The sequence below is a fragment of the Streptomyces musisoli genome (assembly GCF_016741855.1).
In the GTDB taxonomy this organism is placed as follows: domain Bacteria; phylum Actinomycetota; class Actinomycetes; order Streptomycetales; family Streptomycetaceae; genus Streptomyces; species Streptomyces musisoli.
The window spans coordinates 324,374-340,792 of the sequence record NZ_JAERRH010000007.1; the positions used below are offsets into that span (position 1 = coordinate 324,374).

14 protein-coding genes are annotated in these 16,419 nt (G+C 72.1%); 8 read left to right on the forward strand and 6 right to left on the reverse strand.

Annotated elements, in window-relative coordinates; translation table 11 throughout:
• Positions 1-40: 40 nt before the first annotated feature.
• The 6 genes from dacB (at position 41) to folE (ending at position 7,811) form a co-directional block, all read left to right on the forward strand.
• The gene (dacB, locus tag JK361_RS21095; RefSeq protein WP_372448727.1) at positions 41-1,597 is read left to right on the forward strand and encodes a D-alanyl-D-alanine carboxypeptidase/D-alanyl-D-alanine endopeptidase; all 1,557 of its coding nucleotides are present in this window, start codon (positions 41-43) and stop codon (positions 1,595-1,597) included.
• A gap of 244 nt (positions 1,598-1,841) precedes the next feature.
• Positions 1,842-2,957, forward strand: coding sequence for an Rv3626c family coenzyme F420 biosynthesis-associated protein (locus tag JK361_RS21100; protein ID WP_201820771.1), 1,116 nt, complete (start codon positions 1,842-1,844; stop codon positions 2,955-2,957).
• A 191-nt stretch (positions 2,958-3,148) separates the two neighbouring features.
• Positions 3,149-4,192, forward strand: a complete 1,044-nt coding sequence (gene tilS / locus JK361_RS21105; protein WP_201820632.1) for a tRNA lysidine(34) synthetase TilS — start codon at positions 3,149-3,151, stop codon at positions 4,190-4,192.
• Between the two features lie 85 nt (positions 4,193-4,277).
• Positions 4,278-4,838 (forward strand): hypoxanthine phosphoribosyltransferase, encoded by a 561-nt coding sequence (gene hpt / locus JK361_RS21110; protein ID WP_184975300.1) that lies wholly within the window; start codon positions 4,278-4,280, stop codon positions 4,836-4,838.
• Positions 4,839-5,033: 195 nt separating this feature from the next.
• The gene (gene ftsH / locus JK361_RS21115; RefSeq protein WP_201820773.1) at positions 5,034-7,073 is read left to right on the forward strand and encodes an ATP-dependent zinc metalloprotease FtsH; all 2,040 of its coding nucleotides are present in this window, start codon (positions 5,034-5,036) and stop codon (positions 7,071-7,073) included.
• Positions 7,074-7,205: 132 nt separating this feature from the next.
• Complete coding sequence (folE, locus tag JK361_RS21120) at positions 7,206-7,811, forward strand: GTP cyclohydrolase I FolE (RefSeq protein WP_201820634.1); 606 nt, start codon at positions 7,206-7,208, stop codon at positions 7,809-7,811.
• 40 nt (positions 7,812-7,851) lie between these two features.
• On the opposite strand, the gene JK361_RS21125 is transcribed toward folE, so the two are convergent.
• From JK361_RS21125 to JK361_RS21150, 6 genes are all read right to left on the reverse strand, one after another.
• Positions 7,852-8,340, reverse strand: a complete 489-nt coding sequence (locus tag JK361_RS21125) for a DUF3180 domain-containing protein (RefSeq protein ID WP_201820636.1) — start codon at positions 8,338-8,340, stop codon at positions 7,852-7,854.
• Positions 8,341-8,413: 73 nt separating this feature from the next.
• Positions 8,414-9,025, reverse strand: coding sequence for a 2-amino-4-hydroxy-6-hydroxymethyldihydropteridine diphosphokinase (folK, locus tag JK361_RS21130; protein ID WP_201820638.1), 612 nt, complete (start codon positions 9,023-9,025; stop codon positions 8,414-8,416).
• Complete coding sequence (folB, locus tag JK361_RS21135; protein ID WP_201820640.1) at positions 9,022-9,381, reverse strand: dihydroneopterin aldolase; 360 nt, start codon at positions 9,379-9,381, stop codon at positions 9,022-9,024. The genes folK and folB overlap by 4 nt, the downstream gene beginning before the upstream one ends.
• Before the next feature lie 301 nt (positions 9,382-9,682).
• Positions 9,683-10,219, reverse strand: coding sequence for a nuclear transport factor 2 family protein (locus tag JK361_RS21140; RefSeq protein ID WP_201820642.1), 537 nt, complete (start codon positions 10,217-10,219; stop codon positions 9,683-9,685).
• Entirely contained in the window at positions 10,216-11,130 is a 915-nt protein-coding gene (gene folP, locus JK361_RS21145) for a dihydropteroate synthase (RefSeq protein WP_201820644.1), read from the reverse strand. The genes JK361_RS21140 and folP overlap by 4 nt, the downstream gene beginning before the upstream one ends.
• 118 nt (positions 11,131-11,248) lie before the next feature.
• A complete protein-coding gene (locus JK361_RS21150; protein ID WP_201820646.1) occupies positions 11,249-13,063 on the reverse strand; it encodes a phosphatidylglycerol lysyltransferase domain-containing protein in 1,815 nt (604 codons plus the stop codon).
• Positions 13,064-13,288: 225 nt separating this feature from the next.
• On the opposite strand from JK361_RS21150, the gene JK361_RS21155 reads away from it, so the two are divergent.
• Positions 13,289-14,416 (forward strand): alpha/beta hydrolase, encoded by a 1,128-nt coding sequence (locus JK361_RS21155; protein ID WP_201820648.1) that lies wholly within the window; start codon positions 13,289-13,291, stop codon positions 14,414-14,416.
• Positions 14,417-14,514: 98 nt separating this feature from the next.
• Entirely contained in the window at positions 14,515-16,149 is a 1,635-nt protein-coding gene (locus JK361_RS21160; RefSeq protein ID WP_201820650.1) for a hypothetical protein, read from the forward strand.
• Positions 16,150-16,419: the final 270 nt, after the last annotated feature.

The window sequence follows — 16,419 nt, forward strand, 5'->3', positions numbered from 1 at the left end:
CGTGCCAGAGCTGAGGCCTTGGCGTGCCGCGAAACCGCAGGTGACGCGGATCGTGGACGCCGTCCGACCGCGTCTGGCGAGCGCCGTGACGGCCGCCCGGCCGCGGATCGCACGGCTGGCGAAGGCCGTACGAGTCGGCCCTGTGCACCTCCCCCGTTCGCGCACCGCCAGGACCTGGAAGTACACCGCGGGCGCCGCCACCGCCGGCCTGGCGCTGGCCGCCGGCGTGGTGACCGTGGCCGGCCCCTGGGACGCCAACGGTCAGCGTACGGCCGAGCGGGACCGCGCCGCCGCCCTGGAGCGGTCAGGTGGCGCAGATCACGGCCGCACCGGCACGGCCGCGACGGCACCGCTGCCCGCGCCGAGCGCGGCGCCCGTCCTGACGGGCCTGGGCGGAGCCACGGCCGCCGTGGGCACCAAGAAGTCCGCCCCGGGCGGACAGGCCCTCTCCGACGTCCTGGGGCCCCTCCTGGACGCCCCCGAGCTGGGCGGCAGCCACGCGGCGGCCGTCGTCGACGTCGCGACCGGCGAACGCCTCTACGGCTCCGACTCAGGCAAGGCCCTCACCCCCGCCTCCACCACCAAGATCGCCACCGCCGTCGCCGCCCTGTCCGCCCTCGGCCCCGACCACCGCCTCACCACCCGCGCCGCCCTCGAACCCGACACCCGCGAACTGGTCCTGGTCGGCGGCGGCGACCCCACCCTCACCGCGCACCCCGACGCCGACGGCTGGGCGAGCCTGCGGGCGCTGGCCGCGGACACCGCGAAGGCCCTGGACAAGCGCGGCATCCACCGGATCACGCTGTCCTACGACACCACCCTCTACGCCGGCCCCGCCCTGCACCCCATCGGCGTCAACGACAACCTCGCCCCGGTCAGCGCCCTGACCGTCGACGAGGGCCGCACCGACGACTCCGCCGCCGGCCCCGTGCCCCGCGTGAGCGACCCCGCGGCGGACGCGGCGGCCAGGTTCGCGGGCTTCCTGAAAGACGCCGGCATCACGACCACGCCCCCCGGCCCCTCCAAGGCCAGCACGCGCGCGCAGATCCTCGCAGGCGTCTCCTCGCCCCCGCTGTCCGCGCTGGTCGAGCGGATGCTGACCAACAGCGACAACGACATCGCGGAGGCCCTGGCACGCCACACGGCCCTCGCCGGCGGCGAACCCGCGGACTTCGACGGCGGCGCCCGGGCGATCGCCACGCAGCTGCGCAAGCTCGGCCTGCCGTTGTCCGGCGCCTCCTTCCACGACGGCAGCGGCCTCGACCGCGAGGACCGGCTGACGGCCGACCTCCTCACCGGCCTTCTGGTCAAGGCGGCCGACCCGGACCGCCCCGGCCTGCGGCCCGTCCTCACCGGCCTCCCCGTGGCCGGCTTCACCGGCACCCTGAGCAGCCGTTACACCGACGGCGCGGCCGGCGTCGTACGCGCCAAGACGGGCACCCTGACCGGCGTGAACACCCTCGCCGGCACGGTCGTCGACCAGGACGGCCACCTCCTGGCCTTCGCCTTCCTGGCCTCCGACACGACGGACGCCCAGGAAGCCCAGTCGGCACTGGACGAGACGGCGACGGCGCTGGCGGGGTGCGGCTGCCGCTGACGACGCCGCTGCCGCTGACGACGCCCCCTGGCCGTGCCGCCGGAACCGCCCCGCGGCCGAAGCCGCGGTACCGCCGTGACCAGCCGGCCGTCGGAGCCGCGACACCGCCGCAGCCGTCCTGCCGTCGAAGCCGCCGTGCCGCCGGAACCGCCCCGTACCCGCCGGGCCCCACGGCCTGCCCCCGGCGGCGCCGCTCACGTACCGTTGACGCATGACTGGCTTCGGTGGCACCGCATCTCCCGGGATGGTCGACTGGAACCTCGCGGTGGCGACCGCGACACGGCTGGTACGACCCGGCCCCGACGTCAGCCGCGACGAGGCCAGGTCCGTCGTCGCGGAGCTGCGCCGGCACGCGAAAGCCTCGGAGGAACACGTCCGGGGCTTCACTCGTATGGGCACCGAGGAGATCCACGACACCCCCGTCCTCGTCGTCGACCGCCCCGGCTGGGTCCGCGCCAACGTCGCGGGCTTCCGCGAGATCCTCCGGCCGCTCCTGGAGAAGATGCAGGAACGCCGCGGCAGCAACCCGGGCAGCGCGGTCCTCGGCGTCGTCGGCGGCAAGGTCACCGGCGTCGAACTCGGCATGCTCCTGTCGTTCCTGTCCTCCCGTGTCCTCGGCCAGTACGAGACCTTCGCCCCCGCCTCCCGCGACCTCCCGGCCGGCGGCCCCCCCGATGCACCGAGTGGCGGCGGCCGGCTGCTGCTCGTCGCGCCCAACATCGTCCACGTGGAGCGCGAACTCGACGTCGAGCCGCACGACTTCCGCCTGTGGGTGTGCCTGCACGAGGAGACCCACCGCACGCAGTTCACCGCCGTGCCCTGGCTGCGTGACCACCTCGAGGGCGAAATCCAGTCGTTCTTGGCGGAGACGGACGTCGACCCGATGACCTTCCTGGAGCGCATCCGGGAAGCCGCCCAGTCCCTGGCCGGCGGCCGCCCCGAGGGCGAGGAGGACGACGGCGGGCGCTCCTTCGTGGAGCTGGTGCAGACCCCCGCCCAGCGGGAGATCCTCGGCCGCCTCACCGCCGTGATGTCCCTCCTGGAAGGCCACGCCGACTACGTCATGGACGGCGTCGGCCCCAGCGTCGTACCGTCCGTCGCGGAGATCCGCGAGAAGTTCCAGCAACGCCGCGCGAAGGGCGCCTCCCGCCTGGACATCGCCCTGCGCAAGCTGCTGGGTCTGGATGCCAAACTGAAGCAGTACCGGGACGGCGAACGGTTCGTCCGGGCCGTCGTGGAGCAGGTCGGCGTCGACGGCTTCAACCGCGTGTGGACGTCGCCCAACACCCTGCCCACCAAGGCGGAGATCGCCAAACCGGCGGACTGGGTCGCACGGGTGCACCGCAAGGCCGAGTCGTGAACGTTCCGGGGAAGTCGTGAACCGAATCCGGCCGACGGCAGGCGAACGCCCCTCCAATCACCCGTCCGAGGGACCGTGAGCCATGCGTAGGCGTGCGATGCTCGGGGAACGGCCCGCTTCTGTCACCATCTACACACTCTGAGTGACCGGCTCGGGCTCACCCCCCGAAAACTTCATGAAGGGAACCGGACATGGGTCCCCATCCTGCGGTCGCGGCGATACGCCTGGCGGTTCGCCGCGCCCTCCACGACATCCTGAACGACCACCAGGCCCCCCGCGCGCTCGCGGGCCGGCACCCCGGCCGGACGGCCGAGCGGCCCCCCTCCCCGCTCGTCCTCGTCGCGTGCTCCGGCGGCGCCGACTCCATGGCCCTCGCCTCCGCCCTCGCCTTCGAGGCCCCCAAGCTCGGCATCCGCGCCGGCGGGATCACCGTCGACCACGGCCTCCAGCCCGGCTCCGATCTCCGCGCCGACGAGGTCGTCCTGCGGCTGCGGGAACTCGGCCTCTCGCCCGTCGAGTCCATCGCCGTGACCGTCGGCCGCGAGGGAGGGCCCGAGGCCGCCGCCCGCGACGCCCGCTACGCCGCCCTGGACGCCGCCGCCGAACGCCACGACGCCACCGCGGTCCTCCTCGGCCACACCCGCGACGACCAGGCCGAAACCGTCCTGCTGGGCCTCGCCCGCGGCTCCGGCATCCGCTCCCTGTCGGGCATGGCCGCGGTCTCGGGGGCCGACGGCCGCTACCGGCGGCCCTTCCTGCAACTGGACCGGCAGACCGCCCGCAAGGCCTGCATGGCCCAGGCCCTCCCGGTCTGGGACGACCCCCACAACGCGGACCCGGCCTACACCCGCTCCCGGCTCCGGCACGAGGGCCTGCCCGCGCTGGAGAAAGCCCTCGGCAAGGGCGTCGTGGAGGCACTCGCCCGCACCGCCCAGCTCTCCCGCGACGACGCCGACGCCCTGGACGCCTGGGCCAGCCAGGCCGAGGCCTCCGTACGGGACGCGGCCGGCCTCCTGGAGTGCGCCAAGCTGTACGCCCTCCCGCCCGCCGTGCGCCGCCGGATCCTGCGCCGCGCGGCCATCGAGGCCGGTGCTCCGGCCGGTGCGCTGTTCGCCCGCCACATCGAGGAAGTCGACCGCCTGATCACCGGCTGGCGCGGCCAGGGAGCCATCAATCTCCCGGGCAAAGTCGTCGCCCAGCGGCAGGGTGGCAGACTGGTGATTCGGCAAGGCTGATTTCCGACCCCTCCCGGAGTGACCCTCCGGCGGGCCGGGCAGCGAGGCCGTACATGCGGCCGTAAGTGCGGGACGACCGAAAGTGATGCGGGTGGACGCGAAAGACATGGGTGCCGACCTCCAGCAGGTGCTCATCACCAAGGAAGAGATCGACGCGAAGCTGGCCGAGCTGGCCGCGAAGATCGACGCGGAGTACGCGGGCAAGGACCTGCTGATCGTCGGCGTCCTCAAGGGCGCGGTGATGGTCATGGCGGACCTTGCGCGTGCGCTGTCCACCCCCCTCACCATGGACTGGATGGCCGTGTCCTCCTACGGCGCGGGCACCCAGTCCTCCGGTGTCGTCCGCATCCTCAAGGACCTCGACACCGACATCAAGGGCAGGCACGTCCTGATCGTCGAGGACATCATCGACTCCGGCCTGACCCTGTCCTGGCTGATCAACAACCTCGGCTCCCGCGAGCCCGCCTCCCTGAAGGTGTGCACGCTGCTGCGCAAGCCGGACGCCGCCAAGGTCGCCATCGACGTGGAGTGGGTCGGGTTCGACATCCCGAACGAGTTCGTCGTCGGCTACGGCCTCGACTACGCCGAGAAGTACCGCAACCTGCCGTTCGTCGGTACGCTCGCGCCTCACGTCTACGGCGGCTGAGCCAGTCGGCCCAAGCCCGGCCGGACGATCGGGAACCCCAGCGGGTTCCGTGCCGTTGAAGCATGCAGAGACGGGTTTCCCAGCCGTCGAAACGGCTCCGTGCGGCTTCGCGCAACAATGCTGGGGTACCGTCAGAAGAACTGTCTTATCAAACTCACTATGGCAGGAGGGACGGGGCGGCACCGCTCCGTATGGATGGACGTGAAGCGATACTTCCGTGGGCCGGTCATGTGGATCGTGCTGGCCGTCCTTGCCGTGGTCGTGTTGATGCAGGTCGTCGGCTCGTCCGGCGGCTACAAGACGGTGGACACCGGCCAGGTCGTGGCGGCGATCAACGACAACAAGGTCGAGTCGGCCAAGCTCACCACCGGTGACGAGCAGAGCATCAAGGTCACGCTCAAGGACGGCTACAAGGTCGAGGGCAGCTCGAAGATCCAGGCGAGCTACATCGGCGACCAGGGCTCTCAGCTCGCCGGCAACCTGCAGAACAAGTACCAGGACAAGCAGATCCCGGACGGCTACACGGTTTCGCCGTCCAAGCAGAACCCGTTCGTCGGCGTCCTGCTCTCCCTGCTGCCCTTCGTCCTGATCGTGGTCGTCTTCCTGTTCCTGATGAACCAGATGCAGGGCGGCGGCTCCCGGGTCATGAACTTCGGCAAGTCCAAGGCCAAGCTCATCACCAAGGACACCCCGAAGACGACCTTCTCCGACGTCGCGGGCTGCGACGAGGCCGTCGAGGAGCTCCAGGAGATCAAGGAGTTCCTCCAGGAGCCGGCCAAGTTCCAGGCCGTCGGCGCCAAGATCCCCAAGGGTGTGCTGCTCTACGGCCGCCCGGGTACCGGCAAGACCCTGCTCGCGCGCGCCGTCGCCGGCGAGGCGGGCGTCCCGTTCTACTCGATCTCCGGTTCCGACTTCGTCGAGATGTTCGTCGGTGTCGGTGCCTCCCGCGTCCGTGACCTGTTCGAGCAGGCCAAGGCGAACGCCCCGGCGATCGTCTTCGTCGACGAGATCGACGCGGTCGGCCGCCACCGCGGCGCCGGCCTCGGCGGCGGTCACGACGAGCGCGAGCAGACCCTGAACCAGCTGCTCGTCGAGATGGACGGCTTCGACGTCAAGGGCGGCGTGATCCTCATCGCCGCCACGAACCGCCCGGACATCCTCGACCCGGCGCTGCTGCGCCCCGGCCGTTTCGACCGCCAGATCGCGGTCGACCCGCCGGACCTCCAGGGCCGTATGGAGATCCTGAAGGTTCACCAGAAGGGCAAGCCGGTCGCGCCCGACGTCGACCTGTCCGCCGTCGCCCGCCGCACCCCGGGCATGACCGGTGCCGACCTCGCCAACGTGCTGAACGAGGCCGCGCTGCTCACCGCCCGCGGCGACCAGAAGCTGATCGACAACAAGGCGCTGGACGAGGCGATCGACCGCGTGGTCGCGGGCCCGCAGAAGCGGACCCGGATCATGTCGGACAAGGAGAAGAAGATCACCGCGTACCACGAGGGCGGTCACGCCCTGGTCGCGGCGGCCTCGCCGAACTCCGACCCGGTCCACAAGATCACGATCCTGTCCCGCGGCCGCGCCCTCGGGTACACGATGGTCCTGCCCGACGAGGACAAGTACTCGACCACGCGCAACGAGATGCTCGACCAGCTCGGGTACATGCTGGGTGGCCGCGCCGCCGAGGAACTGGTCTTCCACGACCCGACCACCGGCGCCGCCAACGACATCGAGAAGGCCACCAACCTGGCCCGCGCGATGGTCACCCAGTACGGCATGACCGAGCGCCTCGGCGCGATCAAGTTCGGCGGCGACAACAGCGAGCCCTTCCTCGGCCGTGAGATGGCTCACCAGCGCGACTACTCGGAAGAGGTCGCCGCGCTGGTCGACGAAGAGGTCAAGAAGCTCATCGAGAACGCGCACAACGAAGCCTGGGAGATCCTGGTCGAGAACCGCGACGTGCTCGACAACCTCGTCCTCCAGCTGCTGGAGAAGGAGACGCTGGGCAAGGAGGAGATCGCCGAGATCTTCGCCCCCATCGTCAAGCGCCCGCCGAGGCCCGCCTGGACCGGCTCCTCGCGCCGCACCCCGTCCACCCGCCCGCCGGTGCTCTCCCCGAAGGAGCTGGCACTGACCAACGGTGCGAACGGCGCGACGGCGTCGATCAGCACGGCCAAGTCCACGGCCGCGGAGTCCGCCCCGGTGACGGAGCAGGCCCCGGAGGACCGCCCGGAGAGCTGACCGTGTCCGGCCACAGGGCCGGAATGAATGCCGCGCCCCCCAGGTTCTAGCCTGGGGGGCGCGGCATTTTCGTGTGTCCGCAGACGGAACGCGTGTCACACGCGCATGCACGGCAGAGGAACGAGGAACCAGATGACCGACCCGGTGACGCTGGACGGCGAAGGCTCCATCGGCGAGTTCGACGAGAAGCGCGCCGAGAACGCCGTACGGGAACTGCTGATCGCGGTCGGCGAGGACCCGGATCGCGAGGGCCTGCGGGAGACGCCGGCGCGCGTCGCCCGGGCCTACAAGGAGATCTTCGCCGGCCTGTGGCAGCGTCCCGAGGACGTCCTGACGACGACGTTCGACCTGGGGCACGACGAGATGGTCCTCGTGAAGGACATCGAGGTGTACTCGACCTGTGAGCACCACCTGGTGCCGTTCCGGGGCGTCGCCCACGTCGGCTACATCCCGTCCGAGACCGGCAAGATCACCGGCCTGTCCAAGCTGGCCCGTCTGGTGGACGTCTACGCCCGCCGGCCGCAGGTGCAGGAACGTCTGACCACGCAGATCGCCGACTCCCTGATGGACATCCTGGAGCCGCGGGGCGTCATCGTGGTCGTCGAGTGCGAGCACATGTGCATGTCCATGCGCGGCATCCGCAAGCCCGGCGCGAAGACCATAACGTCCGCCGTGCGCGGTCAGCTGCGGGACGCCGCCACGCGCAACGAGGCGATGAGCCTCATCATGGCGCGCTGAACGGCGTACCGAACCGCCCGTCGGTGAGCGGGGCCGGCCGTCAGGCCACCGGCTCCGCTCCCGGGGGGTTCTGGTCGTCGTCCTCGGGGAGTTTGCAGACCCTTTCCAGGAACAGGGCCGCCGCTATCACGCCGAGGCCGGCCAGGACCGAGAAGCCGCAGTAGATGGCCTGGTCCCGGCGGGCCGGGAAGTCCAGCAGCTCCAGCAGGAAGATGCCCGTCCCGCCGTACATACCGGCGACGAGGGCCGCGACCAGGGCGCTGGCCTGGCCGAAGACGACCGCCCGGGCGGCCATCAGCGGGTCCACGCCCTTGGCGCCGGGCCGGCGCTCGCGCTGGGCCTTGAAGCGGGCGCGCAGCGAGAGCGCCGTCGAGAGCAGCACCACCGCGATCAGCGCGAGGACGACGGGTGCGGCCAGGGGGACGCTGGGGAGGGTCCCGATCGAGTTCCAGAGGCGGGCGCCCGCCCAGGACAGGACGCCGGCCACGACGAACACACCCGCCAGCACCCTGATGCGCAGCTCTCTCACGGTGTCCCTTCAGTTCCCCCGGACCGCCCCGGACGGTGGTCGTCTTGGTCTTGACCCGTCTTGACCTTAACGACTACTCGGGCAGCCGGAGTTCCAGGTCCTCCCGGTGAGCCACACCCTCACGGGTGAGGGCCGACAGCAGATCGGCCACGGTGCCGCGGCCGGGGAGCTGCGCCTGCGGGTCCACGTCGTGCCAGGGCGCGAGCACGAAGGCCCGCTCGTGGGCGCGCGGGTGGGGCAGGGTGAGATGCGGGTCGCTCGAGGTGACGTCGGCGTAGGCGACGATGTCGACGTCCAGCGTGCGCGGGCCCCAGCGCTCGTCCCGGACGCGGTGGAAGGCCTCCTCGACGGCGTGCGCCCGCTCCAGCAGGGACGCCGGGGGCAGGGTCGTCTTGAGGACCACGACCGCGTTGAAGTACGACGGCTGGCTGCCCGGCGCCACGCCCCACGGCTCGGTCTCGTACACCGGCGAGACGGCCTTCACTCGGACGCCCGGGGTGTCCTCCAGGGCGTCGACGGCCCCCTGGAGGGTCTCCAGGCGGTTGCCGAGGTTGGCGCCGATGGAGATCACGGCCCATTTGGGGTTGCTCAGCGTCGTGTCGGCGGCGTCCACCTGCTCGACGACCGAGGCGGGCACCGGCTGGACGGTCGGGTCGCTGTGACCCTGGCGGAAAGGTCGGGTCATACTCGGCTCCGGGTGATGGTGACGGTCACGTCGTCGAAGGGGACGGTGATCGGCGCGTCCGGCTTGTGGACGCAGACCTCGACCTCCTGGACCCCCTCGTGCTTCAGGCAGGTGTCGGCGATCCGCTCGGCGAGTGTCTCGATGAGGTTCACCGGCTCGCCCTCGACCACGGCCACCACCTCCTCGGCCACGATGCCGTAGTGCACGGTCTTCGTCAGGTCGTCGTCGGCCGCGGCCGGCCGGGTGTCCAGGCCGAGGACGAGGTCCACGATGAAGGTCTGGCCCTCCTCGCGCTCCTTGGGGAACACACCGTGGTGCCCGCGGGCCTTGAGGCCGCGCAGCGCGACACGATCCACGCGAATCACTCCTGCAATCGTCGGGAACGACCGGCCCGTACCACGTGCGGGCGGCACACCGGCCTCTGACGAATCTACCTGCGGGCACCGACAGAGCCGGGCCGCGGGGGCGTGGGTCCTGGCCGGTACCTGGAGGGTTCACCGGGTGTTTCCCCTGGGGAACCCGGCTCTGTCATGGGCTGGTAGCCGCTCATACCCGGGGGTAGGTGATTCCAACCACTTCCCGGCCCCCGGGAGGACCGCGGCCGCCCGGCCGGGTCCGGTCCGCTCCCGGGTTGCTCGCGAAGGTGCTTCCACCCGGTCAGGCGAGCGGCTCGTCGTCCGGGTTCACGCCGTTCACCCCGTCGTCCCCGTCGTCGCTGTCGTCGCTCTCCGTCAGGACGGGCGAGGCGTGGTGCGACCAGAGCTTCCAGCCGGAGGGCGTGCGCCGGAACACGTTCGTGGCGACGACGAGCTGGCCGACCAGCGGGCCCAGTTCCGCGCCCTCCTCCGGGGCGGGGCCGCCGCTGAGGATGTTCTCCGTGCAGGTCACGAGGGCGGTGTCGCCGGTCACGGAGACGTGCACGTCGGTGAGGAAGAATTGGATGTAGTCGGTGTTGGCCATGATCAGGGCGTACGACCTGAGGACCTCCCCGCGGCCGGTGAGGACGGGCCAGCCGGGGTGCACGGCGGAGATCACTCCGGTGTCCGCGGGGTCGTGGTACTCCTCGTCCACGCCCAGGTCGGAGGGGGTCAGCCAGAGGGAGGAGACCTCCTCGAAGTCACCGCGTTCGAGTGCCTCGTAGAAGGCGGTGTTGGCGGCCTCCACCTGCTCTACGTCGGTGTGGGGGGCGCTCACCTGTCTCCTTCCGCACGGCGCTCGGTGTGGGCTTCCGGCGCGGACCCCGTCGCGCGCGCTCCCTCCACGGCCCGTGCCACCCGGACCGCGTCGGCCGTGGCGCGTACCTCGTGCACGCGCACCGCCCAGGCGCCGGCGTGCGCGGCGAGCGCGGAGATGGCGGCCGTGGCCGCGTCGCGCTCCCGGGCCGGCGGGGGCGCCCCTTCGGGCCCGGCGAGGACGCGGCCGAGGAACCGCTTGCGGGAGGCGGCGACCAGCAGGGGGTGGCCGAGGGCGCGCAGGCGGTCGAGGTGGGCGATGAGGGTGAGGTCGTGCCCGGCCTCCTTGGAGAAGCCGAGGCCCGGGTCGACGACGACGCGGTCGGGGGCGACGCCGCCGGCCAGGACGGCCTCCACGCGCGCGTGCAGTTCGTCCACGACTTCGGCGACGACGTCCTCGTAGACGCCCTTGACGTTGCCGCCCTCGAGGAAGCCGCGCCAGTGCATGACGACGAAGGGGGCGCCCGCGGCGGCGACCACCGGGATCATCGCGGGGTCGGCGAGGCCGCCGCTGACGTCGTTGACCAGGGAGGCGCCGGCCGCCAGGGACTGTTCGGCGACGGACGCGCGCATGGTGTCGACGGAGACGACGACACCCTCGGAGGCGAGGCCGCGCACCACGGGGACGACCCGCCGCAGTTCCTCGGCCTCGTCCACGCGCGTGGCGCCGGGCCGGGTGGACTCGCCGCCCACGTCGACCAGGTCCGCGCCCTCGGAGACCAGGTCCAGGCCGTGTTTGACGGCGACGGTCGTGTCGAACCAGCGGCCGCCGTCGGAGAAGGAGTCGGGGGTCACGTTCACGACCCCCATGACCGCGCACCGGTCCCATTCCGGAAGGCCGGCCACTCGGCCGCGCCCGCTGATGTTGTTCATACGTTCAGCGTAGGCCCAGGGCGGTGCCGGGAACGCGCGGCGGCCCGGGCGGAAGCCCCCGTGCCGGAGGGGGAGGGGCTTCCACCCGGGCCTGTCCTCGGGCCGCACCGCGGGTGCCTCAGGCCGCTCGGACGTCCCGCTCGGCCACCGCGTGCGCGCACGGGCGCCCGGCGGCGGACCGGCGCCGGCGCAGGAACCGCGGCAGGGGCAGCGCGAGGTCGACGAAGCCCTCCGCCTGCATGGCGGCGAAGCCGATGCGGGGCAGGTCGCCGGAGGCCCGGTAGACCACGAACCGCGGTTCCCAGCGCGGCTGGAACTTGGCGTTGAACTTGTACAGCGACTCGATCTGGAACCAGCGCGAGAGGAAGACGAGCAGCCCGCGCCAGGCGCGCAGCACCGGTCCGGCGCCGATCTTCTCACCGCGCGCGAGGGCGGAGCGGAACATCGCGAAGTTCAGCGAGACGCGGGAGACGCCGAACTTCGGGGCGGCCTGCAAGGCGGCGACGATGAGCAGTTCGTTCATGCCCGGGTCGGCGCTGCGGTCCCGGCGCATCAGGTCCAGCGACGCGCCGTCCTTGCCCCAGGGCACGAAGTGCAGGATGGCCTTCAGGTCGCCGTACTCACCCGGTTCGTCGTCGGCCTTGTGGGCGGTGGCGATCAGGCAGTCGCCGTCGGTCGGGTCGCCGATGCGGCCGAGCGCCATGGAGAAGCCGCGCTCGGTGTCCGTGCCGCGCCAGTCCTCCGCCGCCCGGCGGATCCGCTCCAGTTCGGCCTCGCCGAGGTCACGGATGCGCCGTACCCGGGTTTCGTAGCCGGCCCGCTCGATGCGCTTGACCATCTGGCGCACGTTGCGCATCGCGCGTCCGGCGAGCGAGAAATCCGCAACGTCGACCACCGCCTCGTCGCCCAGTTCGAGGGCGTCCAGGCCGGTCTCACGGGTCCACACCTCGCCGCCCGTCTCCGAGCAGCCCATGACGGCGGGTGTCCAGGAGTGGGCCCTGGCCTCGTCCATGAAGCGCTCGATGGCACCCGGCCAGGCCTCGACGTCCCCGATGGGGTCGCCGCTGGCGAGCATCACACCCGAGACGACCCGGTAGGTGACGGCGGCCTTGCCGCTCGGCGAGAACACGACCGCCTTGTCGCGGCGCAGCGCGAAGTGGCCGAGCGAGTCGCGCCTGCCGTGCTTCTCCAGCAGGGCGCGCAGCTTGTCCTCGTCCTCCTCGGTGAGGCGCGCGGCCGGGTGCTCCGGGCGGAAGGCCAGGTAGATGGTGGTGACCGCGGTGATCCAGCCGAGCGCGCCGAGGGAGAAGGCGACGGTCCAGGAGGTGTTGCCCTGGTAGTCGACCGGGCCCTCGAAGCCGAACAGTCCGTAGATGACGTGCGTCAGCCGGTCCGCCAGGCTGGGGTCGCCGATGGTCCGGTTCGGATGAACGCTTACGATGACCAGGCCGAGGGCGACGGAACCGGCGCTCATGAGGACGAAGTTGGCGAGCGCGCGCCACCTGCTGCGAGGATCGGGCAGGGCGGCGAACTGGTCACGGTGGCGCAGCAGCGGTACGAGCAGCGCGACCGCGATGAGTACGCCGATGAGCGAGTGCCGGTACGCGAACTGCGCCGCCGCACCCGCCGGAAGCAGTGCCACCGCGGCCCGCCAGGCCCGGCGCTTGTGCCGCTTGAGCCCGTGCGCGAGCAGCAGCAGCAGCACTCCCGCGCTGAGCGAGAGCGCCGCCGCGAACGGGCCGAAGGAGCCCGGCAGCACCTCGGCCACGGCGTGCATACGGCTGTGGCGGAATCGCGGGAACACGCCCGCGGCGATGTCCAGGAGGCCCACGAGCGCGGCCGCCCGGCCGACCAGAGCGGGAACGGCTTCGGGGCGGGGGCCGCGCAGTATGCGCCGCACCCGGCTTGATCGGCCCGGAACCTCGCCCGACATTTCCCCATCTATCCTGATAGACATCGCATCCCGTAGTTCTGCGAGAGACCTTGAACCCGGTGCCGATCGGGCATCCGGCGACATTGCGCCCTCTAGGACGGTGTCTTGGGGAGAGAGGTTCACTCCCCACCGGAAAGTCGGGTCAAAGGCCAAGGAAAGCCCCGGGCAAACCCTCGCGACGGGCGTGGGTACGACACGGGCGGAAAGCGCAGGCAGGAAGCAGCCATGGGTCTCACGAGCAACAAAGTGCTGGTGCTGGCGATAACGATCGCCGTCGTGCTGTTCATCGGCACGGTATGGCTGTGGCCGCGCCTCGCCCGGCAGAACTGGCGGGCCATCGGTGGACGGGTCGGTCTGATGCTGTTCACCCAGGTGGCGATCTTCGCCTCCGTCGGGCTCTTCGCCAACCAGGCGTTCGGCTTCTACGCGAGCTGGGCCGACCTGTTCGGCAAGGAGACCGACCAGGGGATCGTCGTCGACCACTCGGTCAACGGCAGCACGGGCGGGCCGCTCCAGGTGGTCTCCACCTCCAATGTGCCTGGTGTGCGCGCCACGCGGCCGGAGATGGGCGGGCAGGTCCAGAAGGTGGACATCGTCGGCCCCACCACGCACATCGGCGCACCGGCCTACGTGTACCTGCCGCCGGAGTACTTCCAGCCGCAGTACCGCAAGCGGACGTTCCCGGTGGCGGTCGTGCTGACGGGTTACCCGGGCACCGCCAAGTCGCTGGTCACCAAGCTGAACTACCCGAGCACCTCGCAGCGACTGGCCAAGGACGGTCGGATGCAGCCGATGATCCTGGTGATGCTGCGGCCGACCGTGGCGCCGCCGCGGGACACCGAGTGCGTGGACGTGCCGGACGGCCCGCAGGCGGAAACGTTTTTTGCCAAGGACCTGCCGGCTGCCGTCCAGTCGCAGTACCGCGTCGGCAAGCAGCCGGGCAGCTGGGGTGTCATCGGTGACTCCACGGGCGGCTACTGCGCGCTCAAGCTCGCCATGCACCACCCCAACGTGTACACGGCCGCCGCGGGCCTGTCGGCGTACTACAAGGCGCCGATCGACCCCACCACCGGTGACCTCTTCCACGGCGACGAGAAGCTGAAGAACCGTTCCGACCTGTGGTGGCTCCTGAAGCACGAGGCCGCGCCCGACACCTCGCTGCTCGTCACCAGCAGCAAGGTCGGCGAGAAGAACTACAAGGACACGATGAAGTTCATCGACCGTGTCCAGGCCACCAACCGCACCAGGATCTCGTCGATCATCCTCGAGAGCGGCGGGCACAACTTCAACACCTGGAACCGTGAGATCCCGCCGACGCTCCAGTGGATGAGCAGCAGGCTCGTCGACCACTGAGCCGGCCGCACCCCTGACGCCCCGTGAAACCGGCGGCATGGCCGTGTTTTTACGGGGCGGGGGTCCGCGATCCGCCTACTCGCGGTAAGTTTCTGGCCATGCCACGTGGACGCCACCGCCATTCCCCCCCTCTGCACCGGCTGTTGCCTCCCTCGGCGATCGCCGGCGTGTCCGTCGTCTGCGCGCTGGGTCCCTGGGCGTTCTCCGAGGCCACGGTGCTCCGGGCGCTGGCCGCCGCCGCCGCGGCGACGGCGGTCCTCGGCGCGGTCGTGATGCGCCGCTGGGACGCCCAGGCGGGCAGGCAGGTCGCCGAACTCACGCGCGCGCGTGCCGGAGACGAGTGGCGGTACGAGGAGCGGGTCGCCGAACTGGAGACCGACCTGGAGGAGTCCCGCGAGCTGCGCACGAAGCTGGAGCAGCGGCTGCGGGCCAAGCGCGCCGAACTCGCGGGCCTGCGCAACGAGCACGCCGCCCTGCTGCGCCGGTACGCCACCGCGGAGACCGAGCGGGCCACCGCCCTGGAGGGGCGGCGCCTGCTGGAACTCGAGGCGGCGCCGTCCGAACCGGAGCCGACGGCCTCGTCGGTGCCGGCCCTGCCGCCCGCGCGGAGCGGTGAGCCCGCGGCCGCCGGCACCTCCGAGTCATCCGAGTCGTCCGAGTCGTCCGAGTCGTCCGGGGCAACCGCGGTTTCCGAGGGCGTGCCGGAGGCGTCGGCGGTCTTCTCGGCCGAGGGCGCGTCACTGTACCGGCGGGCCCTGACGGCTCTTGCCCTGTTCGGCCGGGAGGCTCCGGCGGGGTCCGTGGCCGAGGCCGGGGACGAGCCGGAGGCGGACGGCGGTCCGGAGGACGAGCGCACCGCGGCCGCGACCGAGCCCCGGAGGGCCGGGTCCGAGGGGGACGAGCCGGGCGGAGACGAGCCCGGTGGGGACGAGCCCGAAGGGGGCAGGGCCGAGAAGGACGACGCCGAGGAGGACGAGGCCGGGGCGGCCGAGCCCGCGCTCACCCGCTTCGAGTCGCCGGAACCGGGCGAGTCCGTGACCGGCACGCCGGAGGCGTCCGAGCCGGAGACTCCCGAGGCCGCCGTGCCCGGGAACGAGGCCGCCGTCACCGAGCACGAGGCCGCCGTGCCCGAGGCCGGGACGGCGCTGCGCGAGGCCGGGGCGGCGCCGACCGGGGCGGGGGCGGTTGTGCCCGAGGCCGGGACGGCGCTGACCGGGGCGGGGGCGGTTGTGCCCGAGGCCGGGGCGGCGCTGACCGGGGCGGGGGCGGTTGTGCCCGAGGCCGGGGCGGTTGTGCCCGAGGCCGGGAGCACCGCCGGGGAAGAGCACACTGGGGAAGAGCGCGCTGCGGACGGTGTGCGGGACGGCGCCGGTGCGCTGCCCGCGGCCGAGCCCGCCCGTCCCGCGGGACAGCCGCCCGCCGGGCACTTCACGGTTCCGACCGCGGTGGCCGTCGTACCGGCCGCGCCCGCGCGGCGCCCGGTGGTCGAGGGCGGGTTCGACTTCTTCGGCACCCAGAAGGGGGCGTCGGAGGCCACGCTGGACTCCGTGCAGAACGAGGACCTCGCCGACGTCGTCGGTCCCGAGGCGCTCGCCGTGCACAAGGCCGAGTCCGAGGCCGGGTTCAAGGCCGCCGACGAGCGGTCCCGCGGGGTCGGCCAGGTCATCGACCTGACGGCGCACGACGAGACGGAGCAGATCGACGTCCAGAGGCTGCGCAGCGCGGCTTCCTGAGCTTCCGCCGCCGTACACCGCGACGGCGCACCGGGCCCGGCCTCCCCACGGGGGAGCCGGGCCCCACGCGTCGGTACGGCACCGTCGGCACGGCACGCGGACGCGCACGCGCACGCGCACGCGCACGCGCACGCGCACGCGGACGCGGCGCCGTCGGGACCCTTCCGGCGGTCTTCCGGTGGTCCGGGAGGGTGTTTGCCACGGGTACGGCGCGTGGGCGCGGGTCGGTCCGGCGGTCGGCCGGTGGAGCGGGAGGGCGTCCGCCGGGTC